At 39.3% G+C, this 23,741-nt stretch carries 14 protein-coding genes; 11 read left to right on the top strand and 3 right to left on the bottom strand.

Annotated elements, in window-relative coordinates; all coding sequences use genetic code 11:
* The first annotated feature begins 1,251 nt into the window (after positions 1–1,251).
* The 11 genes from BCL90_RS01165 (at position 1,252) to BCL90_RS01115 (ending at position 19,578) form a co-directional block, all read left to right on the top strand.
* Positions 1,252–1,839 carry an RNA polymerase sigma factor gene (locus BCL90_RS01165; protein ID WP_166792146.1) on the top strand — a complete coding sequence of 196 codons (588 nt, stop codon included), beginning with the start codon at positions 1,252–1,254 and terminating at the stop codon, positions 1,837–1,839.
* Between the two features lie 40 nt (positions 1,840–1,879).
* On the top strand, positions 1,880–3,070 hold the full coding sequence (locus BCL90_RS01160) for a FecR family protein (protein ID WP_121282135.1): 1,191 nt from the start codon (positions 1,880–1,882) through the stop codon (positions 3,068–3,070).
* A 195-nt stretch (positions 3,071–3,265) separates the two neighbouring features.
* Positions 3,266–6,499 (top strand): SusC/RagA family TonB-linked outer membrane protein, encoded by a 3,234-nt coding sequence (locus tag BCL90_RS01155; RefSeq protein WP_208529823.1) that lies wholly within the window; start codon positions 3,266–3,268, stop codon positions 6,497–6,499.
* Positions 6,500–6,510: 11 nt separating this feature from the next.
* Positions 6,511–8,148: a RagB/SusD family nutrient uptake outer membrane protein gene (locus BCL90_RS01150; protein ID WP_121282133.1), complete on the top strand. Its 1,638-nt coding sequence runs from the start codon at positions 6,511–6,513 to the stop codon at positions 8,146–8,148.
* Positions 8,149–8,301: 153 nt separating this feature from the next.
* Positions 8,302–10,632 carry a glycoside hydrolase family 31 protein gene (locus BCL90_RS01145; RefSeq protein WP_121282132.1) on the top strand — a complete coding sequence of 777 codons (2,331 nt, stop codon included), beginning with the start codon at positions 8,302–8,304 and terminating at the stop codon, positions 10,630–10,632.
* A 51-nt stretch (positions 10,633–10,683) separates the two neighbouring features.
* Positions 10,684–12,504: a GDSL-type esterase/lipase family protein gene (locus BCL90_RS01140; protein WP_121282131.1), complete on the top strand. Its 1,821-nt coding sequence runs from the start codon at positions 10,684–10,686 to the stop codon at positions 12,502–12,504.
* Between the two features lies 1 nt (position 12,505).
* Positions 12,506–12,889, top strand: coding sequence for an SxtJ family membrane protein (locus BCL90_RS01135; protein ID WP_134380517.1), 384 nt, complete (start codon positions 12,506–12,508; stop codon positions 12,887–12,889).
* Positions 12,890–12,901: 12 nt separating this feature from the next.
* Positions 12,902–13,051, top strand: coding sequence for a DUF5989 family protein (locus BCL90_RS25520; RefSeq protein ID WP_166792145.1), 150 nt, complete (start codon positions 12,902–12,904; stop codon positions 13,049–13,051).
* A gap of 13 nt (positions 13,052–13,064) precedes the next feature.
* Positions 13,065–14,825 (top strand): carbamoyltransferase family protein, encoded by a 1,761-nt coding sequence (locus tag BCL90_RS01130; RefSeq protein ID WP_121282129.1) that lies wholly within the window; start codon positions 13,065–13,067, stop codon positions 14,823–14,825.
* 912 nt (positions 14,826–15,737) lie between these two features.
* On the top strand, positions 15,738–17,564 hold the full coding sequence (locus BCL90_RS01120; RefSeq protein ID WP_121282127.1) for a DUF4859 domain-containing protein: 1,827 nt from the start codon (positions 15,738–15,740) through the stop codon (positions 17,562–17,564).
* A gap of 1,399 nt (positions 17,565–18,963) precedes the next feature.
* Complete coding sequence (locus BCL90_RS01115) at positions 18,964–19,578, top strand: Crp/Fnr family transcriptional regulator (RefSeq protein WP_132403969.1); 615 nt, start codon at positions 18,964–18,966, stop codon at positions 19,576–19,578.
* Positions 19,579–19,763: 185 nt separating this feature from the next.
* On the opposite strand, the gene galB is transcribed toward BCL90_RS01115, so the two are convergent.
* The 3 genes from galB to BCL90_RS01100 all read right to left on the bottom strand — a co-directional run bounded on the left by galB (position 19,764) and on the right by BCL90_RS01100 (position 23,740).
* Complete coding sequence (galB, locus tag BCL90_RS01110; RefSeq protein ID WP_208529822.1) at positions 19,764–22,229, bottom strand: beta-galactosidase GalB; 2,466 nt, start codon at positions 22,227–22,229, stop codon at positions 19,764–19,766.
* 375 nt (positions 22,230–22,604) lie between these two features.
* Positions 22,605–23,195: a hypothetical protein gene (locus tag BCL90_RS01105; RefSeq protein ID WP_121282125.1), complete on the bottom strand. Its 591-nt coding sequence runs from the start codon at positions 23,193–23,195 to the stop codon at positions 22,605–22,607.
* 272 nt (positions 23,196–23,467) lie between these two features.
* The gene (locus BCL90_RS01100) at positions 23,468–23,740 is read right to left on the bottom strand and encodes a UBP-type zinc finger domain-containing protein (protein ID WP_121282124.1); all 273 of its coding nucleotides are present in this window, start codon (positions 23,738–23,740) and stop codon (positions 23,468–23,470) included.
* Position 23,741 lies beyond the last annotated feature (1 nt).

Here is a 23,741-nt window from a genome sequence, read left to right as displayed (position 1 = left end):
TAATAGAATGAAAAATCAGGATCGTAAGGTTAAATTATTACAACCGAGAAACTCGTATTGTAATTTTAGATTGATGCCGGAAGCTGTTAATTTCATAATGGTTTTAAGGTTTATTTAGGTTAAAAATAATCGTTGGATTAACGTTTATAAATTTAACTGAATGAATTATGTTTATTAATGAATATTTTACCAAATGATAACCCAATCTTAACCCATCATCTTTTAATAAAGAAGGGGAAATGCTAAAAACCAGTATCTTCATTAAAAAATCAAAATATGTAATTATCAATAAGAAAACTAAACGGCCAGGATTTGAAATATGATTGAAAATCTACCTTACAACGATCGTTATCAAGGTTTTAATAGAAATTAACTCTTTTAGAAGAATTTTGATTTTTTCGCCGAGCTGGAGGGTATATTTTGGGATCCAGAGGCGTTTTCGGGTAGACTTATGTCAAATTACCAAACCGAAAAGCAGTTAAATTTACCTGTGGAGAATATCAGAGTAGATATTTTCTCAATTGCAACATTTTTGACCTCAGGTTTTCATCGTACACGTGTTAGAAGCGAGAAGCTGGAAGCAAAAGGTTATTCACCCTTGTTCGGACAAGGCGATCAGTATGGCTCCCACTAGCATCGTAACGATTGTGTAGTTGCCTTCGCTCATACAAAATAGATTGTTTGGATACAATACGGGATTTAAAGCCCCATTAAGGTTTTTCGCCTTTAAACTTCCTTGCATCAGTTATTTTGCACTTAACAATTGCGTGCTAGTAGGCGAACCTGGTATATATTTTTTGGAGATGAAGTTAGCGCTGATTCCACTGAAACTGTTCTTTCCGATTCCGCCATTACGGGGCAAGAAAAAACAGAGAAATAAACGACAGACAGATACAGCCGAATAAGTGTGTAAATCTTTTTTTCATTGTTGTTTGATTTGTTTATTGATATATTAAATACTTATTTAACTTAAAAATGTCTCGTCCGGTTCAGACCACCCAAAGAAATTCAACCAGGAGAGCTATTTTATTCACATTTGAAAAGCAAAAAAAATAAACGTTATAAATACGTTAAAAATACTGCTACTTTATTTTTTTATTTAATAAGTGTTACTACATTCGTGCAGACGTCTTATGAAACTAGACGCTGGTAAGTTAATCAAACGTAACTTTATAGCGTAACTTCTTTGAGCGCTAATGGCCTCAATTTAGTAATTAAGGGGTTTTTATGCTAACCAAATTTATCAAACAGATGAAAGATGTTTCAGAGGAAATAGAACTTTTGTTGCGCGTAACTGATGGTGATCGTCTCGCGTTTAATTTGTTGTATAAAAAATACCTCCAAAATTTACGAAAATTTGTCGCTTCGATTTCTGGCAATACCGATCTGGCAGATGAACTTGTGCAGGACATCTTTGTTAAAATATGGCTTAATAGAAAAAACCTGCCCCTTATCGGATCCTTCAAACCTTACCTTTACCGTTGTGCGCGCAACCTTTTAATCGATCATATCCGAAAATCCAGGACACAGATCAGGATAAAAGAGGTTTCAAAAAACCTTGAAGAGAACTGTTCTGTTAGCACAGACGATAATTTAATTTATTCACAGACCTTAAGCCAGCTATACAGTGGCATTAACCTGCTTCCTGAAAAAAGAAAAAGAATTGTTGAGCTCAAAATAAACGATGACCTTTCTCTTGATGAAATTGCACTACAGTTAAAAATATCAAAATCGGTAGTCAAAAAACAACTCTATACCGGAATAGCTTTTCTAAGAAATCACCTGAAACATTTATACAGGATTGCACCTTTTATTTCTTTTCTATATTTTTTTCTTTAACGAGGGGGCCTTTTTTGTTCCACATCCGTCTTAAGCAGATATGGAACAAAAGGATGTTGAGCAACTCAGGCAAAAATTGATTCAGGGTGAATTGACTGCGACTGAACAGCAGGACTTTTTTAATTGGTTAAAGCAATTAGATCAGCCTGAGCTAAACGCATTCATGCAAGAGTACAGCGCATCATTCGAAAAAAAAACAGACAGCGTAGCGGTAGAACAGAACGAAGATTTAGCGAAAAAGATCGAAATGCGCTTAGATGCTTTAGAGGATATGAGCATACCATTCTGGAAACGCTCAGCCTTTAAACTCATGGCTACCGCTGCAGTATTGGTTCTAGCCTGCTCATCTATATTTTTGTACTATGCTAATGCAGATGGGAACAAACGTATTGCATTGTCAAAAAACACAAACACCCCGCATGCAAAAGCAATCTATGGAGGAAGTGACAAAGTATTGCTGATTCTCTCGAACGGTAAGCGCATTGAAGTAAATAATTTTACAAATGGACAACTCGCTGTAGAAAATGGCTATTCTATCGAAAAACAAAGCAACGGCCTTTTAAAATACACAAAAATCAATACAGCTGCCGCTTTAGCATCGGGTAATTCAAACACCATCGAAACACCCCGTGGCGGACAGTATTGCGTTAATCTCCCTGATGGGAGTAAAGTTTGGTTAAATGCAGAAAGTAAAATAACTTATCCGGTAGTTTTTTCGGGCAATACCAGAAAAATTGCCCTTCAAGGCGAAGCTTATTTTGAGGTAGCCCATAATCCTAACAAACCTTTCATCGTCGATTTTGAGGGCTCAAATGTAAAAGTACTGGGCACGCATTTTAATATCTGCGCATACGGGGATGGCGAAATGCCTAAAACAACCTTGCTTCAGGGTTCGGTAGAGGTAAATAAAGGTGATAGAAAAAAAATAATTTTACCTGGTCAGCAGGCCATTTTAAGTCATAACATCGGTATTGTTAATGTTGATACGAACCACGTGATGGGATGGAAAAACGGAAATTTTTCATTTGAACATGAACGCATCGGCACGGTGATGGGAAAAATATCGAGATGGTATGATGTTGATGTCAAATATCAGGGTGAAGTAACACAGGAAGAATTTGTCGGTTCGATTCCAAAATCCAAGAATTTGGAAGAAGTGCTCCACAGGCTGGAGCTGACCGGATTGTTACACTTTAAAATCAAGGGAAGGAGCGTGACCATTATGCCATAACCTTACAAAAATAGGCTGGCCCATCCATGAAACAAAAGCCAGAGTGCTGTAACACTCTGACCTGACGTTTGGATCGCCACCAAGTATTCCAGACAATAGTACAACCAAGTATAAACCCAAACATTCAAATATATGAATTATTATGCATCACGCGTAAATAGGCTTCTGGCCTATCTGCGTAAACCGCTACTGGTTATGAAATTAACATGCTTACTTTTAGTTTCCTTAATGTTACAGCTCTCGTTAGCCAGCAGCGGACAAACGGTAACACTTTCAAAAAAGAATGCGGCTGTCGAAAAAATTTTCAAGGAAATTGAGCGCCAAACCGGTTACCAGTTTTTGTACACCAGGCAAATGCTTAGCGGAACTCATCCGGTGAGTATCGAAATTAACAAAATGAGTTTGGCAGAGGCCCTGGATCTCTCGCTGAGGTCACAACCCATCAGCTATAAACTTGAAGATAATATTATCATCATCCAGCGAAGAGCGATAGTTGAACCCACAATAAATAAAATAGCTGAAATCTCCGTAACAGGTAAAGTTACTGATGAGGCTGGTCTTCCAATTCCTTCTGTTAGCATTAAAATTAAAGGTACCAATACAGGTGTTCAAACCGCACCGAATGGAACCTATAGCCTTAAGGTTCCTATTGGGAGCGAAACATTGATTTTTAGCTCCGTAGGCTTCGCTTCTCAGGAAATCGCAGTCAACAACAGAACTGAAATCAATGTTCAGCTAAAGGCCGAACTTAATAATTTAACCGATGTAGTTGTAATCGGATATGGATTGCAACGCAAAGGTGATGTAACAAGTTCTGTAGCGAGTGTTAAAGCCGAGAATTTTGTAAAATCGCCGGTATTAGATGCTGGCCAGTTAATTCAGGGTAAAGTAGCCGGACTAACCGTTAATACGCCAAGTGGCGATCCTACCTCAGGCAGCAAAATCAGGCTTCGCGGAAACAATACGCTTTTTGGCGCCAATGCCGATCCGCTTGTTATTGTAGATGGTGTGCCAAGTAGCCTTAAGCTGGTTGCACCGGAGGATATTGAATCAATAGATGTATTAAAAGATGGTTCAGCAGCAGCCATTTATGGTGTACGCGGTACCAATGGTGTAATTATCGTTACCACTAAAAGATCTTCAGGAAAGAATAGCAATGTGGTAGAATATAGTGGCTCTGTAAGTACACAAACTATTGCCAGAAAACTCAACATGCTTACTGCCGATGATTACCGCAGGCAGATTGCCGAAGGAACGCGTCTTGCATCATACGATCTTGGCACGAGCACGGATTGGTTAAAAGAGATTTCTAATAAAACACCTATTACCAACATCCACAATATTACTTTCCGCGGGGGTAACGGACAAACCAATTACCTGGCTACCGTAAACTACCGCTATTTTAACGGGATATTTAAAAAATCTGACAACTCTACGCTTACTGCAAGGGCAGATATTAATCACTCCATGTTTGATAATAAGGTAAAAATTAACATGGGCGTTTTGGTACAGAACAATAAATATACCCAAACCCAGGATGGTGAAAGTTTCAATGGTGTTGTTTACCGTCAGGCCCTGATCCGTAACCCAACCTCTCCCCTTTTTGGTAGTGATGGACATTACTTTGAAGAACCGAACAATTTTGAATATGACAACCCAGTTGCACGCCTTTTCGAAAGCACGGGGCTTAACCAAAACACCACTCAGCGTTTAAATTCGCAGATTACTTATAACCCGATTGCGGATCTTAAATTAAGTGCCTTAGGTTCATACACCAAATATGTTTCAAATGGTGGTTATTCAGAATCGAAATTCCACATTTCTAACATCAGAGATAAACTTAATGGCTATGCCGCCCTGGGTTCTACCCAAAGTATAGACAGATTGCTTGAGCTTACAGCTCAATACTCAAAAAAACTGGGCGACCATAGTTTCACGCTATTGGGCGGATACAGTTATCAGGATAATTCGTCCCTCAATTTCTATGAGCGGAATTATGATTTCCCTACAGATGCTTTTGGTTATTATAATATTCAGCAGGGTCGTGGTGCAAACCGCGCTTTAGATGCACTATTGGGAAGTAACTATTCAGAAACCAACCTGATTGGATTTTTTAGCAGGTTAACCTATAGCTACAAAGACAGATACCTGTTAATGGCCTCTTTAAGAAGAGAAGGTGCCAGCCAGCTTTATGGTGCTGAAAAACCTTATGGTAATTTTCCATCCGTATCTGTTGGATGGAAAATCACCAACGAAGCATTTATGAAAGATCAAACGATTTTTGATGACTTAAAGCTTCGTGCAGGATATGGTGTAACCGGTAACCAGCCGAACGATGGTTTCCGCGCTGTTGCCTTATTGGGCTATGGCGCTAACGTGTTATCTAACGGCAACTGGATCCAGACACTCGTTCCTACACAGAACCCTAATCCGGCTTTACGCTGGGAAGAAAAAAGAGAGACTAATATTGGTCTTGATTTCAGCATGTATAAAGGAAGAGTTACGGGTACTGTTGATGTTTACAACAGAAATTATAATGGATTATTATTTGATTATCAAGTACCTAGCCCACCAAACCTTTTCCCGAGTACAAGGGCAAATGTTGGTACCATGCAAAATAAAGGTATTGAGGTTTTATTAAACATTGTACCGATCCAGACTAAAGATTTTGAATGGACAACAAGTTTCAACTTTTCAACCAACAGAAATAAACTGGTTAGTTTATCTAACGATTTATACCAGGCCACAAACGACTTTTTCACTACGGGGGGAACAGGCCCGCCAGCAACCACTTTTACCAATATTGTGCGTGTTGGTGATAACATCGGAGATTTTTACGGATTTAAAGTGAAAGGCGTAACTGCTGATGGTCAGTGGATTTATGAAGGTAAAAATGGCGAAGATGTTTCTTACAGCCAGTTTAATCATGCTTTTGAAGATAAAAAAGTACTTGGAAACGGTATTCCTAAATTTACCGGTGGATGGAACAATAACTTCAGGTATAAAGACCTCGATTTAAGCATTACCATGCGTGGTGCATTTGGTTTTCAGATTCTCAATTTCCAAAGAATGTATTATGAAAACACCGGTATTCAGAACTATAACCGCCTGACATCAGCTTATGATCCTGTTTTTGGTACAGCTGTTCTCAATAAAAACATGCCTGTAGAATTTAACAGCTATTATGTAGAAAACGGCGATTTCTGGAAAATTGACAACATTGTATTGGGTTATACCTTTAACAAGCTAAAAACCAAATATCTTAAAGGCGCAAGGGTTTATGTTTCTTCATTAAACACTTTTACCATTACTGGCTATAAGGGATTAGACCCGGAAGTAGACTGGAGCGGTTTGGCACCGGGTAATGATAACAGGGATAAGTATCCTACCGCCCGTACTTTTACACTAGGTTTTTCTCTTAATCTTTAATCCTTTACATCATGAAAACAAGATTTATATTGAGCACCGGCATCATGGCACTTGTGGTCCTGGTTATTAGTTTAGCATCCTGCACGAAGTTAAAGGATGAAAATTACTCCGCATTTATTCAGAATAAGTTTACCCCTAATACCTCTGATGTGGCGGCCCTGGTTGGCGCAGGTTACACCTATTGGAGGCCCTTAATGCTCGGGCGAAGCAATAACTCTATCTTTCGTACCAACGAGATTTCAAGCGATGAAGCCGTAATACCCGCCCGCCCGAACGGCTGGGTTGACAATGGGATCTATCGCCGGATGCATGAACATAGATGGACATCCGATGAGGACAACAGCTACCAGATCTGGAACAATGCTTATGGAGGCATTACTTCATGCAACCGTGTACTTTATCAGATTCAATCAAACCTGATTCCAATTCCTACGGGTAAAGATGCTACCATAGCCGAGTTGCGTGCCTTAAGGGCATCTTACTATTATGCACTCTGCGATTTCTTTGGCGGGGTACCTATAGTAGATAAATTTGATGTCCCATCCGGATTTCTTCCACAGCAGAGCACACGTGCACAGGTTTATGCTTTTATTGTTAAAGAACTTACTGAAAGCCTTCCAAACCTGAGCAAGGAAAACACCCAAGCTACTTATGGTAAGTTTAATTACTGGGCTGCCACTGCCCTGCTGGCTAAAGTTTACCTGAATGCTAATGTATATATCGGCACTCCTGCTTATGCTCAATGCATTGCAGCCTGTAATGAGATCATAGCATCGAATGTATATATGCTGGAAGCCAATCAGAAAAACATTTTTCTTGATGCAAATGAAGGCAGCAGAGAAACCATTTTTGCCATTCCTTTTGACGAGAAATTCACAGCTAATGACGCCGATGCCTTTACGCTTCACATGGAAACACTTCAGCCAGAAAACCAGTCTACGTATAACTTCAAGAACTCGCCATGGGGCGGAATCTGTGCCACACCACAGTTTGTAAGCACATTCGATCCGGAAGATAACCGGCTAAAAGACAATTATGTGCAGGGGCAGCAATATACTGCTGCAGGTGCTGTTTTATTGGGAACCATTGGTGCAAGTAATGGGAAACCGCTGATTTATATCAATGAGCTTCCTGGTGTTGATCAATCAGATGAAGTACATGGTTTCAGGTTAGGAAAATTTGAATTCAAACCAGGTGCCCTGGTAGGGATGAACAACGATTTCCCTTTGCTTAGGTATGCCGATGTTTTAATGATGAAGGCCGAATGCCTGTTAAGAACAGGAGATGCTGCTGGTGCTGCAGCACTGGTAACACAGGTTCGTCAAAGGTCTTTCTTAAGCAATCCTTCAAAAGCAACCGTAACTGGTAGCCAGCTTTTGTCAGGAAGCGTATATGACTATGGCCTCCGCAATCACTTAACTTCTACTGTAGAAGGCGGAAGCGACATTCAGTACGGAAGGTTTCTGGATGAACTGGGCTGGGAATTCAATACAGAGGGACGACGTAGACAAGATATGATCAGATTTGGTGTTTTCACCAAAAAATCGTGGTTATCACATTCGCCAAATGGAGATTACCGTACATTATTACCCATTCCACGTGCCGAACTTGCTAAAAACCCGAATATAAAACAAAACCAGGGATACTAATCCTGATTAGAGAGGTAGTATCATATTGTCTTTGACGTCGAATTTGTCACGCTGAGCCTGTCGAAACGCTTTTAAGACATTTAAAAGAGGTCCTTCGACAAGCTCAGGATGACAAATTTACACTTATGATCCAGCCTCAAATTTGAATTAAATATGAAAAGAAAATTTATTGCCGTAATTACATTATTTTTAAGCTACCACATTTCCGTACATGCCCAGTCTTTTCAAAAAACACCGCAGGGTATCCATGCCATTATTCAATCCATGGATGTAGAGGTAAGTTTTTATTCACCATCTATTGTTCGGGTTTTTAAAAAGCCAGAAGGGAGCCAGCCAAAAAAAGAAAGCCTCTCTGTTATAAAACTTCCTGAAGAGTTAACACCTGATATTAAAACCAACGGACAAAGTGTAACCATCAGCAGTAAACTAATATCTGCAACGGTTAACCTGGAAACCGGAAAAGTTTTATTTGAGGATCTGAATGGCAGGAAGTTATTTACAGAAAAAGATTATGGCACCCAGTTTACCGCGATAAACGATGCCGGAAATCCAACTTACACGGTTAGACAGGCCTATTTATTAGAGAAGGACGAAATTATCTATGGGCTTGGACAGCAGCAGAATGGAAAATTGAACCAAAGGGGGCAAAAATTACTCCTTAAACAAGAGAACACAAGGGTGTGTATTCCTTTCTTCCAATCGGTAAAAGGTTATGGAATTTTCTGGGACAACTATTCACCAACTACTTTTACAGATAATGTTCAGGAAACTTCATTTGATTCGGAAGTTGGAAACTGCGCTGATTATTATTTTATGTTTGGCGGAGGTGGCGACGGAGTAGTTGCCCAAATGCGTGAGCTTACCGGGCAATCTCCTATGATGCCTTTATGGTCATTTGGTTTCAGCCAATCGCGCGAGCGCTACAAAACCCAGTTTGAGCTTGTTGATGTAGTGAAAAAATACAGAGCTTTAAAAATACCACTTGATGGTATTGTACAGGACTGGCAATATTGGGGAAAAGATGATAACTGGAATGCCATGAGTTTTGAGCATAGCACTTTCCCAAAACCGCAGGCCATGGTAGATAGTGTACACCAGCTTAACGCCCATCTTTTTATTGTTTCATGGCCAGGTTTTGCACCAAAAACCCCACAATACCAGGAGTTTAAATCAAAGAATATGCTCATTAACTTTGATACATGGCCGCCGGGTGCAAATACCAAACCTTATGATGTTTGTAACCCTACTGCCCGCAACATTTACTGGGACTACCTAAACAAAGGCATATTCTCATTGGGTATAGATGCCTGGTGGCTCGATTCGACAGAACCAGACCACATTAACATTAAGGAAAAAGATTTCGATCAGCCTACTTTTTTGGGGAGTTACCGAAGCGTAGAGAATGCTTTTCCACTTCAACACACCGGTGGTGTTTATGATCACCAGAGAGCAGTAAGTAACACTAAACGCGTACTGCTGTTAACCCGTTCAGCATTTGCAGGTCAGCAACGATATGGAACAAACACCTGGAGCGGAGATGTTGGTTCTAACTGGCCTACACTAAAAAAACAGATCCCGGCAGCACTAAATTTCTCATTAACCGGTTTACCTTACTGGAATGGAGATATTGGTGGTTTTTTCGCAGGTGACTTTGTGAAAGGTGGTGGCGCAAAAAATCCCGATTTTCAGGAATTATATAATCGCTGGATGCAGTTTGCAACCTTTACACCAATGATGCGTTCGCACGGCACCGATATACCAAGAGAAATATACCAGTTCGGCAAAAAAGGAGATCAGGCATTTGATATCCAGGAGAAGTTTATCAACCTGCGCTACCGCTTACTGCCATACACTTATGCAACTGCCTGGGCGGTAACTCATCATGCAGGATCCATTATGCGGCCGTTATACTCACAATTTCCTAACGATCCTGCAGGTTTCGAAAACAACTCGGAGTATATGTTCGGAAGCTCGTTTCTCGTAGCACCAGTTACCGATAAAGGCGTTACCAATCAGGAAATATACCTCCCGGCAGCCAGCAAATGGTTCGATTTCTGGACAGGTGAAGTATTTAAAGGCGGCCAAACGGTTAAACGTGAAACGCCGGTGGAGATTATACCACTTTACATAAAAGCAGGCTCAATTGTGCCTTGGGGGCCAAAAGTGCAATATGCAACAGAAAAGAGATGGAATGATCTGGATATCCGCATATATCCTGGCGATAACGGTGATTTCGTTTTATATGAGGATGAAAATGACAGTTATAACTACGAGAAGGGAGAATTTTCAGAAATCCACTTCAAATGGAACGATGCATCAAAAACACTTACCGTTGAAGATAGAAAAGGACAGTTTAAAGGCATGTTAGGCAAACGCAAATTTAATATTGTGATGGTAAGTCAAAAGAACGGAACAAGCATTGATAATCAAACCATTAATAAATCAGTTAATTATAATGGCCGTAAACTTTCCGTTAAACTCTAAGCCAAAAAATGAGGCAATGAATGTTGTAAAACAATATCCACTAAATAAAACATGAACAGGGGAAAAGAAATATACTTTAAGGCAGCGGCATTGTCGCTGCCATTGGTATTTTTATGCTTCATCGAAATCCTTTTGAGAATTTTCAATTATGGTTTTCATCCGTCATTATTTATCAAAGATCCCGATCAGCAGGGCTACATGATGATGAACCCTACCGCTTCTTATAAGTTTTTTTCTACCAGTGCCAATGCAACCCAGGGTAACCGGGAACCATTCGGCATCGTAAAATCTAAAAACACCTACAGGATATTTGTAATTGGCGAATCGACTACTGCAGGCTACCCATACATGCACAACGGATCGTTTCACAGGTGGTTACAATACCGGCTGATACACCAATATCCCAGCCTGAACTTCGAGGTGATTAATGTTTCGCTTACCGCGGTAAATTCGTACACGGTATTAGATTTTGCAAAGCAAATTGTTAGTTATGAACCAGATCTGGTGTTGGTATACACCGGACATAATGAGTATTACGGCGCTTTGGGTATCGGCTCTACCAGCCGGATTAAGGGCAATAGCACTTGGATAAAACTGGTGATTAAACTGCGTGAACTTAAGTTGGTACAGTTGTCAGACCGCATCATTGAGGCTACTGCAAAACTTTTTGGAAAAAGAATTGATAAGCGGGAAAACCTGATGAAACGTATGGTAACCAACCAGCAAATACCTTATCAATCTGCCGATTTTAACCGTGGCATAGCTCAGTTTAACAGCAATATGGACGAATTGTGCCAATTATTATCAAAAAAACACATCCCAACCGTAATCAGTACGCTGGTAAGTAACGAAAAAGACCTTAAACCATTTATAAGCGCAGGCAAATTTTCAGCTGAAAAGCAATACGGAAATGGCAAAAAATTATACGTAAATGGTGATTTTAAAGCCGCAAAAACAAATTTTGTTTTGGCTAAAGAGTACGATCAGCTGCGTTTCAGAGCGCCGGAAGCCTTCAACCAAATCATTAGAAAGTTATGTAAGCAATACCCAGGCATTTACCTGGCGGATACTCGTGCCTGGTTTGAGAAAAACGAGGTTAGTGGAATAATTGGCAAAGAAACCATTTTAGAGCATGTTCATCCAAATTTATTGGGTTATGCAATCATGAGCGAATCTTTTTATCAACAGATTAACAACAGAAATTTAATACCGGCAAAAAAACAAAGTGAAATGTCTTTTGCACAATTGTTGGTTAATATGCCTGTTACCAAAGTAGATTCGTTATATGGTGCATATCAGATTATGATGCTCCGTTCGGGTTGGCCCTTTAATGAGCCCATAACAGCTTACAACCGTGGAAATTCGATAGATGAACAACTTGCAGGGGCATTAGCTGTAGACAGGATTACCTGGAGGACAGCAATGGATGAACTGTATAAAGCCGCTATGGCCAATGCAGACAAACAAAAAGCCTTAAAGGTTACCGAAGCTGTGCTGCTGGAAAATCCCTATCAAATAAGTTATTACACATACGCAGGCCGTTTAGCTTTTGAACTGGCAAACCTGGAAACCGCTGAATTTTATTTCAAAAAAGCGTATGACCTTGAACCAACACGCGGGAATGCTAATAATCTTTTTTTGTTTTATTTTAAATCAGATCTTCCTGAACAAGCGTTGCAGTATGATGATAGAATAAAGCGCTCCGGTCAGCAATCCTACCTGGATGCACAAACTGAAGGAATACTGAAAAATATCATTAAACTTAAAAAAGAAGTTCCATCGAATAACATCAATGAGTTAATTGCCAGCTATTATCACCAGCTCAGAGCCGATGAAACAGCAGCAAAATATAGGAATAAAAATAGCAGGTAACATGAGCAACAAAAAATTAGAAAACAAGAAATTCGGATTTATTTTAGGCGCCACAGTTATTTTGCTTTGCCTTATTTTTTGGAAGGGAACCTGCCCGCAGCAGATAATGCTTTTGCTATCAGCGGGCTTAATCATAATGGCCCTCTTTATTCCGCAATACCTCGAACCAATGCGGACGATATGGATAAAAGTTGGTAATTTTCTGGGAATGGTTAATGGTACAATTTTATTAACCCTGGTATATATCTTTATACTAACCCCAATTGCCCTTTTACTACGTCTATTTAAAAAGCAGAGTTTAAAAACAACAAAAAATAAGCAGTTGGTTTCTTATTGGGAAGATGTATCGGGCCGGGCGATGGGCTCACTTAATCAACAGTTCTAAATTAATACAAACATGAATACACTGGTCGAATTTTTCCATTTCTTAACCCAGCGCAAAAAATACTGGTTGTGGCCCTTATTTATCATCCTGATTACCATTGGTTTAGTACTGGTAGCAGCGCATGGCTCGGTATTGGCCCCATTTATTTATAGTTTATTCTAATCAGGCACGCAGCATGGCTTATATTTTAGGTATTTCTGCTTACTATCATGATAGCGCTGCATGTTTGTTGAAGAATGGAGAAGTTATTGCTGCTGCGCAGGAAGAGCGTTTCTCCAGGATTAAAAATGATGAGTCATTCCCTGCAGAAGCAATAAAGTTCTGCCTTAAATTTGCCAGCATCTCCCTGGCAGAGGTAGATCATGTTGTATTTTACGAAAAGCCATTTTTGAAATTTGAGCGCTTGCTCGAAACTTATGTCAATTTCGCCCCCAGAGGACTAAGATCTTTCCTTAAGTCGATGCCTGTTTGGTTAAAGGACAAACTATTCATAAAAAAAAATATAGCCAGGGCACTTAATACCATAGATCCCAACTGGAAAAAATCGCGCACCATCCTATTTGCCGATCATCACCGTTCCCATGCAGCCTCCGCTTTTTACCCCAGTCCATTTGAACAGGCGGTGGTATTAACTGTAGATGGCGTGGGCGAATGGGCCACAACAACTGTTTCAGTTGGACATTCGGCACAACTGACTTTAAAAAAGGAGATAAATTTCCCTAACTCCATCGGACTTTTATATTCTGCCTTCACCTATTATTTAGGTTTCAAAGTCAATTCTGACGAATATAAAGTAATGGGTTTAGCTTCTTACGGCACACCGGTATATAAACAGCTGATTTATGATCATTTGATTGATGTTAAAACAGATGGTTCTTTTCTCCTGAACATGGATTATTTTGATTACTGCACAGGATTGAAAATGACCAATAAAAAATTCGACAAACTTTTTGGCCATCCAGTGCGAGCGAAAGGCGAAGCGCTTTTGACCTTTCACAAAGATATTGCAAGCTCCATACAAAAAGTAACTGAAGAGATCATGATTAAACTGACTCAAAGTCTTTACAGGGAATTTGCGATAGATAATCTCTGTATTGCAGGAGGCGTTGCGTTGAACTGTATCATAAATTCAGCCATCAGGCAACATTCTGGTTTCAAACGGATTTGGGTACAACCTGCAGCAGGAGATGCTGGCGGCGCATTGGGTGCCGCTTACAGTGTATTTTACGAGCATTTATCTGGAGTTAGAAATGTGGATCCGCAGGCGGATGGAATGAAACAGTCATTACTCGGCCCCAGCTATACCCGGCATGAAGTGATCAGAGCACTTTCCGCCTATGGCTTAAATTATGAAGAAGTTGAGCATGAACTTTATTATCTTAAAATAGCGGAATATTTAGCCGAAGGCAAAGTAATCGCATATTTTAAAGGAAGAACAGAGTTTGGACCAAGAGCATTGGGTTGCCGCAGCATTCTCGCAGACCCCAGAAACAGCGAGATGAAAGCAATACTTAATGCAAAAATTAAGTTTAGGGAGTCCTTCCGTCCGTTTGCCCCGGCTATTTTGGAAGAATTTGCAGATTTATATTTCGGTGAAGGTTCAAAAAACCGCTATATGTTATTTACAGAAAATTATTCAAACAATAGCCAACAGGCATCCAATGCAGTTTTAATTCCGGGAGCAGTACATGTTGATGGGACGGCACGGGTTCAGATCGTAAACCAGGTACATCATCCTGATTTTCATAAGGTAATCACCGCTTTTTACAACCTTACGGGATGCCCTGCAGTTATTAACACTTCCTTAAATGTAATGAACGAACCCATGGCCTCCAGTCCGGAAGATGCAATATGTTGCTTTTTAAATACAGAAATTGATATTCTCGCTATCGAAGGTTTACTGATCGATAAAAAAAGTCGGGCTTTAATGATTTAAGCTTTCAGCTCAGGAGAGCAACCTAATCCAGTAAAAGAATAATAACTGTATCATAAATAGAGAATTGTCATTCTGAGCCTGTCGAAGGGCTCACCATAACACCATACGAGGTTTTTCGATACTCAACAGCCTACTATCGACGTTATTTCTCAAATCATTATTAATCAGAATTTTAACAAGTTCGCATTTCCTTACAGCTAGGCCATAGCACGGTATCCCCGTTCTACTTAAATCCGGCCTAACAAATTTTTCGGGCTGTACTGTTCTGGCCGCACAACTGGCGTCAAAAGAAAACGGCGAAGCCCTCATGAATGCAGTTGAAAGTTATAAACAATAAATGAATAAATTTTCAGCCGGCATTTTTTGTTTCTTTTTGATGCCAAAAAGAAAGAGCCCTTCGGCGGCGGAGAGCCGAGGCAAGACCGTGCTGTATGGCAAAAGAAATCAATTAAACTTCACTCATATTGATTTTATAAAATAAATTACACCTTAATACAGACTGCACTCGACGTTTACAAACTTTGAGAAAAAATATTTATGATGCGGCCTCCATTAAACTATTGATGCAATTTGTATGATGGATAGCATTAGTATCGCAGAAAACCACCCTTTGTTGATGCGCTCATAAAATCTAAATAAACCGCCAACGCACCGATAAAATAGTGCATAAACTTTATTTTAAGATTGCCGAACAATGATGGAAAATAATTCACCGCCTCTCTTTCTAAAAGCACAATTAATTCCATTCACACTTTGATAATCCACAGATCAAAAATACACATAACAATATCAATATCAGATTATTAATTGCTAAAATACAAGAATACAACCTTGTATTATTACTTATGTTTGAGTAAACAACCTATAACTTATATGAAACTAAAAAAAGACCTACACAAGACTTTTGGGCTTATGAAATTAGCATTCTTTTTATTACTGCTTTTACCTATGCTTATCTTTATTGGCTGCAAAAAAGAGAAATCTCTTGAAGAAGTTTCCACTACCCCTTTGAAGGGGAAAGATACACTATCTGTTTATATTCCAAATGAATATAAAGAAATGGATTTTAACAATAAAAATAGTGCATGGAGTTATGCAAGAAGTAGTCAATCAGAACATTTTATTATTTTTTGGGACCTCAAGTATGGCAGTGACAACCCAGGTTCTCAAAATGTACCTGCAAAATATAGGGTAGACATCGTTGATTTACTTAAAAAAGCAGAAAGCTTTTATCAGATCAACGTTAATACACTAAAGTTTGCAGAACTTGGGAAGTCGAAACTAGATAAATATAAGATGCTTATCTTTTTATATCATCAGGATGAGTGGCGCGCAACCGGGTCTGGTTATGATGATACCATCGGTGCTTTATGGATCAATCCGCAAGCTGTACAACCCGTGGGCTCTGTACTTGCACATGAAATTGGCCACTGCTTTCAATATCAGGTTTTTTGCGATCAAGGCGGCCAAACCGGATTTAGATATGGCTTTGGTGGTAAACCTAATAATGGATTTTGGGAGCAAACGGCACAATGGCAATCATTTCAAAGTTATCCTTCCGAAGCATTTACCTCCTACAATTTCGGGGTTTATATGGATAATGCTCATCGCCATATCAATCACGAAGGGCAACGGTATGCAAGCTACTTTATCCACTATTACTGGGCCTCGAAACATGGTATTGATATCATTGGAAGAATCTGGCGAGGCGCAATAAAACCAGAAGATCCGATTGAGGCCTATATGCGTTTAACCGGCATTAATGTTAAACAGCTAAATGACGAAATTTACGATGCTGCAACCAAATTTGCAACCTGGGATATCCCAAGTATAAAAACCTTAGGGGCCGACTTTATCGGCAAGCAGCCTTACGAGTTTGATAAATTAACAGACGGAAGTTTTCAGGTAAAATATGCGCGCTGCCCAGGCACTACCGGATATAATCTGGTGCCTTTGAAAATACCAGCAGCAGGTACTGTTTTAAACGCCCAATTTACCGGTTTAGCAAATGCGTCAGGCTATAACCAGGTCGATGCATCCCGAGCGGGCTGGCGATATGGATATGTTGCATTGCTTAACAACGGTACAAGAGTGTACAGCAACATGTTCGAAGGTACAAACGGGAATGCAACCTTTACCATGCCGGCTGATTGTAGTAAACTCTGGTTTGTAGTGTCTGGCGCCCCGAAAACATATACACAACACGGGTGGGATGATAATAATGCTAACGATGACCAATGGCCTTACAAGGTTAAGTTTACCAATACGACACTTATAAATGACCTTTCTGTGAATCCGGGTGCCACTCCAAAGGATGTTACCTTCTCTATTCCGGTTAAAATACCGCTTGATTTAACTAACTACACCAGAACTACGGTAAACTTTGATCAGGATAAACTGGTTCAGGCTTTTACGCTTTTACCTGCTAAAATTACCGAAGGTTTAGCCAATAAAACAATAAAATTCTACGGTGTAGAAAGCAACGGTAGCTTGAATGCCCAAACAACGGCGAATGGTTACGGGCATTGGTTTAATGCAAGTGGAAATGTAATTAATTGGGGGGCTGATGCAAAAGTTTTTTCAGAACTGGATGGTACAAAATTAAGTTTTGATCTGGGCCAATTTCCACAGCATGTTGCTAAAGGCGATCAATTTACAATCAGCCAGGCACTTGTTTATGAATATGAAACCAATAAAAAAGTTACCGCTACATTTAAGTTTTTAATTACCATTGAATAAAAGCCTGTTTAAATTTTTATAACAAATATAAGTGGGCCTTTTGCTGTCACACTAAGGGATAATTTATGGTATAAAATCAAATTAGTGACGTAGAATTGTCTTCTCTTATCCTACGGCGCGGTCTTGCCTCGGCTCGCCGCCGCCGAAGGGCTCTTTCTTTTTGGTGTCAAAAAGACCAGCGCAGCTAGCTTGAACACAATTGAAAAAATAAAAGCAAGTGAAAAAACAAAAAACACCGGCTGAAAATTTTTCTTTTGAAGCCAGTTGTTCGGCCAGAACAGTGTAGCCCGAAAAATTTGTTAGGCCGGATTTAAGTAGAACGGGGATACCGTGATATGGCCTAGCTGGATGGAAACACAAAAGGAGTTAAGCTTTTGATTAATAGTAATTTGCGAATAACGTCTATGATAGCGTAGTCAATTGCTTTATTAGTGCGTTGAAATGGTCTTCGACTACGCTCAGACTGACATACGAAATAAGTTTTACTTAATTTTAAACAGGCCCTAATATTTGCTTATAACAAAAGAACAGTAATTCCGCATGGGAAGTCCTGGCAATTAAACAAATAGATCTAAAAGGGTTTACAGGAACGGCAAACCTTATCTTCATCAGGTTTGGCACGCTATGATTCTGTGAAATTGCTTTTGAATAATACAAGTCTGGCCATTCCGCCGGGCTTGTATGATATCCTGCTCTAACTACTATCTCTTCAGCAATTAATGCGCGCTAAGTCCTATTGGCAAAAAATCTCTACGCCCCATCCTCAGCCAAAATATTCTTCTGGTTTTAATTACATTTACTGTATCACCTTATTATTTACAATGTCTTAACATATAATCCGACTTGTCGTCTCATTTTTTATTCAATTACCTGATAATAAAATTATTAAAATAATAACAGGGCACTGTAAGACATTTCCTGAAACTAAAAAATAATTTCAAAACCTGTATTTGATATTTTAATCAAGATTTATGAAACAACTACGGCCTTTCGGTGTAATATTAACCAGATTATATCATTTCGAAACAAAAAGCTTTGATATTTATCAAAAACACTTCAACCAACGTAAATAACCCGTTACTTTCGCAGGAAGTAGATTCAGTCTCTATAAGTAAGTGATCATATACAGCATCGACAAATTTTGTCGGAATTTCTTACAGATAAGAAACAAAAATAATTTACAAAATACGGTAACAATTCCTATAAAATCACCGAGGAAAAATGTACTTGTTTATGTCAATTTTTTTATTTTTTATAAAGCATCATCTTTTCCGTAACACCATGTTATAGGTTTTTGGAGATATGCATATCAATAAAAGACATATATTTTTTGTAAATAAAATATTGTAGCTGACAACAATAAGAACTACAGATAATCCTGTCGAATAAACAATAGTCAATGTCCATCATACGAACCCCGCCATATCTCACTCCCCTTTTTAATTATTTGCAACAATATCATCCAGTATCACAAGAATATATGGATGCTTATATCGGATCAGCTTATGAGTTAACTATCAAAAAAACTAAGTTTGTACTATCACCTCTACATGCAAATGAATGTATGTATTTTATTGTTAAAGGCTTATTAAGAAACTTTATCAGGCATGGAGGAAAGGACATCACCACACGAATCAGTTTCGAGGATGAGTTTGTTTGTGCAATAAGCAATCCGGCTAAACAGGAAAAATATTCGGCAGAATATATTCAGGCAATGGAAAACTGTATCCTGATTGCCATTCCCTATGGGTTGCTCAACAGCCTTTACGATAGATTCCCTGAAACCAATATCATTGGACGGAAATTAATGGCAATAGAATCCTTCAAAGCATCAGAAAGGGCAAATCTGGCCAGAATCCCAAAAGCTTCAGACCGTTACGAAATATTGATGAAAAATTATCCGAAGATTTTTAACCGGATGCCTCTTCATTATCTCGCCAGCTATTTAGGAATGCGTAACGAAACATTGAGCAGAGTTAGGGCAGTCTGTGCACTTGAAAAAACATTTTATTAGCTATAGTTTTTTCAACTGCCGTTTCAATGGCTTATAGGGTAATAACGCGATCAATTTTCGTATTTTTTTTCAAATCTCGGTCGCTATCGGATTATATAAACTTCAGTTCGATTAATATTTATTCATAATGACTAATTTGATTTTATAAAATAAAGCATTTCAAACAATATCGTCCGATCCTGTTATTATTGCGTCTGAACCGGCAGTATGGCAGTTTTTAAACCTTTAGACGAAACACTAAGATTTAATTTCCCTGCCTGTTCTGTTGATTGAACAGTAACAACCAGCTTGCCTTTAAAGGCCTTCATCTTGGGCAGGTGAAACAATTCCAGGCTGGTTGCATCACCATTGGCCACCACTTTATAGGTTCCATTTCCGGTAACCTTAAAAGACAGGCTATTCTCTGCATCAGGGCATAAGGTACCATTAGCATCTACCACGCTTGCTCTAATGTAAGCAAGATCCTTCCCATCAGCTATTAAGGTTTTACGATCGGATTCCAACAGAATATGGTGAGGTTTGCCTGCCGTTTTAACCGTTTGTTCGGCAACAGGTTTACCATTCCCGTCATAGGCAACTACCTTTATTTCTCCGGGTTCGTATTTTACATCGTTCCACATCAGCCGGTACCTGCTTGTATTAGTGGCTTTATTTTTACTTCGCCTGCCCTGGCTTTTGTTGTTAATAAATAACTCGGCCGATGGGTAACTGGTGTACACAAATACAGGCGTAACCTGCCCTTCACGACCGGGGAAAGTCCAGTGTGGAACAATATGCAGCGTGGGCTTTTCGGTATTCCATTTGCTTCGGTAGAGGTAAAAACGATCTTTAGGAATGCCTGCCAGATCAATAATCCCAAAATAAGAACTGTGAGACGGCCATTTTTCATCGTAAGGCGTTGGTTCGCCCAAATAATCAAAACCTGTCCAAACAAATTCGCCGATTACATATTTGAGTGAATCCTGCATCACAAATTCATCATCCGGAATTTGCGACCAGGTACAATATTCAAGATCGAATGATGAACTTTGATTGTCATCATACATTTTCATCTTCTGAGGCACAACAGGAAACTTATACACACCTCTTGAACTCACGGTAGAAGCCGTTTCTGATCCCAGAATCAGACCTTGGGGCAGGCGGTTATAGGCATTTCCATACCATAATGGTTTATAATTAAACCCAGGAATATCTAATACGGAGGCAAAGTTATTGTCCAGGGCATCTTTGATTCTATCCATACCAGCAGTTACCGGCCTGGTTGGATCTTCGCGATGGCATATATCCTGTAAAAACTTTACGATCTTACCACCTTCTTTGGTAGATTGATCAGGCACTTCGTTTCCAATACTCCACATTACCACAGAAGGATTGTTCCTGTTGGCATGAATCATGTTCACGATATCTTTTTCAGCCCACTCATCAAAAAGGTGGCTGTAGCCGTTTAAAACCTTAGGAGCCTTCCATTCATCAAAAGATTCGACCATAAGCATAAATCCCATTTCATCGCATAATTTTACCAGCTCTGGTGCAGGCATATTGTGCGAGGTCCTAATGGCATCACAACCCATATCTTTCAATAATGTAAGTTGCCTGCGCAGGGCGGCAACATTTATGGCGGCTCCAAGTGGCCCAAGATCATGGTGGTTGCAAACTCCCTTAAACTTACGGTAAACCCCGTTTAACGAGAAGCCTTTTTGCGCCTCGTATTTTATAGACCGGATTCCAAAAGTAGTGGTATACTCGTCTTTTAGGATGTTCCCGGCATATAATTTTGTTACGGCTGAATACAAATTTGGTGTTTCAGGAGACCACAGTTCAGGATTTCTAACCAATAAATCCTGCTCAAACTCGTTCAAATCGCCCTCATTCAAAGTCCTGGTTGCCGAGGCTACCGTTTCGCCTTTGGCATTTAAAATAGTTGTTTGCAGGCTCAAAGCAGTGTAGTTGCCACTAAGTGAACTTACCTGAGTTTTTATCTTTACCCGTGCAAAATCTTTGTTGATTAGAGGTGTAGTAATATAGGTGCCCCAAACCGGGATACTTACCTCATCCGTAATAATGACATGCACGTTCCGGTACAAACCAGCTCCGGGATACCAGCGTGAGGCTTCAGGTAAATTTTCAAGGCTGATGGCAAGTGTATTCTTGCCTGCTTTCATTTTGTCGGTTATGTCAATAGAGAAAGCATTGTATCCATAGGCCCAATGGCCAACAGGCTCTCCATTCAGGAATACTTTGGGATAGCTCATGGCACCATCAATTAAGATAACGGCTTTTTTACCTTTAGTAAATGCAGGCGCAACAAAAGTATTACGGTACCAGGCTTTGCCCACAAAAGGCAAACCGCCTGTTCTTCCTGTTTTTAATGATGCCGTTTTCTCACCGTTCTGTACAATCTGTACATTTTGGCTATCGTTATTCCCATCAAAAGGACCTTTTATTGCCCAATCATGAGGTATACTTACCGTTTCCCATTTTGTATCATCGAATGCAGTGTTTTTAGATTCAGGAAAATCACCTTTGCTAAACTTCCAGTTTTTTTCCAACAGGTATTCTGTCCTGCCCTGAGCATGTACTGCTCCACAAAATAGCACGGTTAACAATAACATGAATAAACTCAGATATGATGATGTTTTGATTGTACTCATCCTCAAATCTAAATGTTAAAACAGTGCATACCAATTAAGGAGAGAACAATGTTAAAATAAGCAAATAAATGGTTTAATTTTAGTTGGTTCGATTACAAAAGCAGTTCTTAAACGAGCGGATTTATGTTACTATACTTGCCAACCGCACAAGGCTTTTAGTGTACCTGAGGTTTGGACCTCAAATTCTAGCCTAAATTCAACAAAATACCGCTCCTTTTCAAGATCATTCTATTCTTCATTTAATTTTTAGTGTCAGGTCTGTGCTCAAAAATTAATTTTAATAGATTACAAAAACTGAGTATCCAGGCATGCCTATAAAAACAAAAGCCACCTACAACTTTCGCTACAGATGGCAGGTTTTAACCGGGGCAACAACTATTTGGTTAGTGCTGTTATCTTTTCTTGCTCAACTTCTATCAAATGACTATAGAACTTCCAGTCAACGTTGGGGTTTCTTATTGCTGCAACTGACATTGTTTTAGTTTTATCATCCTGACTTGCAGAATACATCTTTTTAAAGTCTTTCAAAGTTGCTTTCATTGCGTTTAGAACTACAAAAAATCTACGATCATAGAAAACAATGTTATTCTTGTTTCTTTTGTTAGACCTATATTCATCATTGGATGCTTCGCTATAGGCTTTCTGAAGTTTATCCAGAACTTTTAGTCTGTCGCTGATATTTTTCAATGATTCCTCAGACAGATTCATGTCTTTAATGCCAGTAATAACTTTTTGATCAGTTAAGACCGTAACGCCGCCAATGTTTACTTCGTGTTTACCATCTCTGGAGAACAAATAAACAGATGGAGGCAGATCACTAAGATTGACCGAATCCAACTTCATTAATTTTTTGTTAAAGTCTGCACGGGTAGTTGATAACAATTCAACTGATAACTGTTTAACGGATTGGGCTTTAGCATTAATCATTAACAATGATAACACCATGATTTTAAGAGCGGTTTTCATGGGGCCAAAGGTATGATTAATTATTTTTTAAAGTTAAGTTAACAATAAAAGAGCTTTTGATAAATATCAACAAAGTGCCCTGAGGTTGCCTTTTAGCGTTTTTAGGAATGTAAAAAAACACAGATATTGGTTATACCCGTATTATTTATATGACTTTTTAAGTGCCTTTTGGTTTGATTGTACTGTTCTGGTAGCCCATTTACCACCTCTTTCGCCTGGCTGAGCATAAATTGCCCCAACTTTTACCTCATTGTCAAATGACCCTATAAAATTTAGTATTCTGCAACCTGATCATCAACATAACAGTACAACCATCGCTCCCCGGGCTCTGAAGAAATCACTACAGGATGCTCCTTGATTTTAAAGTGTTGAGACATGTGTTGTTTTGGAGAGGAATCGCAGCACAAAGTTATGCCGCAAGTTTGGCAGGTACGTAAATGAACCCAATCTGTGCCCTGCTTTACGCATTCTTCGCAAACAGGCTGTTTCGCCAACTTCAATTCTTTAATAGCCGATAAATGGCTGCATGGTTGATTGTTTTCCATA

This window comes from Pedobacter alluvionis (genome assembly GCF_003664035.1).
Lineage (GTDB): Bacteria > Bacteroidota > Bacteroidia > Sphingobacteriales > Sphingobacteriaceae > Pedobacter > Pedobacter alluvionis.
Note: the sequence above shows the minus strand (reverse complement) of the source record. Positions and strands in the feature narration are given on the sequence as shown.

What these genes read in the sequence shown, in the direction of transcription:
- galB (WP_208529822.1), bottom strand. Translation starts at nt 22,229, where the DNA reads ATGAGTACAATCAAAACATCATCATATCTGAGTTTATTCATGTTATTG.
- BCL90_RS01160 (WP_121282135.1), top strand. Translation starts at nt 1,880, where the DNA reads ATGGAACAAAAGGATGTTGAGCAACTCAGGCAAAAATTGATTCAGGGT.
- BCL90_RS01105 (WP_121282125.1), bottom strand. Translation starts at nt 23,195, where the DNA reads ATGAAAACCGCTCTTAAAATCATGGTGTTATCATTGTTAATGATTAAT.
- BCL90_RS01155 (WP_208529823.1), top strand. Translation starts at nt 3,266, where the DNA reads ATGAAATTAACATGCTTACTTTTAGTTTCCTTAATGTTACAGCTCTCG.
- BCL90_RS01135 (WP_134380517.1), top strand. Translation starts at nt 12,506, where the DNA reads ATGAGCAACAAAAAATTAGAAAACAAGAAATTCGGATTTATTTTAGGC.
- BCL90_RS01140 (WP_121282131.1), top strand. Translation starts at nt 10,684, where the DNA reads ATGAACAGGGGAAAAGAAATATACTTTAAGGCAGCGGCATTGTCGCTG.
- BCL90_RS01120 (WP_121282127.1), top strand. Translation starts at nt 15,738, where the DNA reads ATGAAATTAGCATTCTTTTTATTACTGCTTTTACCTATGCTTATCTTT.
- BCL90_RS01115 (WP_132403969.1), top strand. Translation starts at nt 18,964, where the DNA reads ATGTCCATCATACGAACCCCGCCATATCTCACTCCCCTTTTTAATTAT.
- BCL90_RS01100 (WP_121282124.1), bottom strand. Translation starts at nt 23,740, where the DNA reads ATGGAAAACAATCAACCATGCAGCCATTTATCGGCTATTAAAGAATTG.
- BCL90_RS01165 (WP_166792146.1), top strand. Translation starts at nt 1,252, where the DNA reads ATGAAAGATGTTTCAGAGGAAATAGAACTTTTGTTGCGCGTAACTGAT.
- BCL90_RS01150 (WP_121282133.1), top strand. Translation starts at nt 6,511, where the DNA reads ATGAAAACAAGATTTATATTGAGCACCGGCATCATGGCACTTGTGGTC.
- BCL90_RS01130 (WP_121282129.1), top strand. Translation starts at nt 13,065, where the DNA reads ATGGCTTATATTTTAGGTATTTCTGCTTACTATCATGATAGCGCTGCA.
- BCL90_RS25520 (WP_166792145.1), top strand. Translation starts at nt 12,902, where the DNA reads ATGAATACACTGGTCGAATTTTTCCATTTCTTAACCCAGCGCAAAAAA.
- BCL90_RS01145 (WP_121282132.1), top strand. Translation starts at nt 8,302, where the DNA reads ATGAAAAGAAAATTTATTGCCGTAATTACATTATTTTTAAGCTACCAC.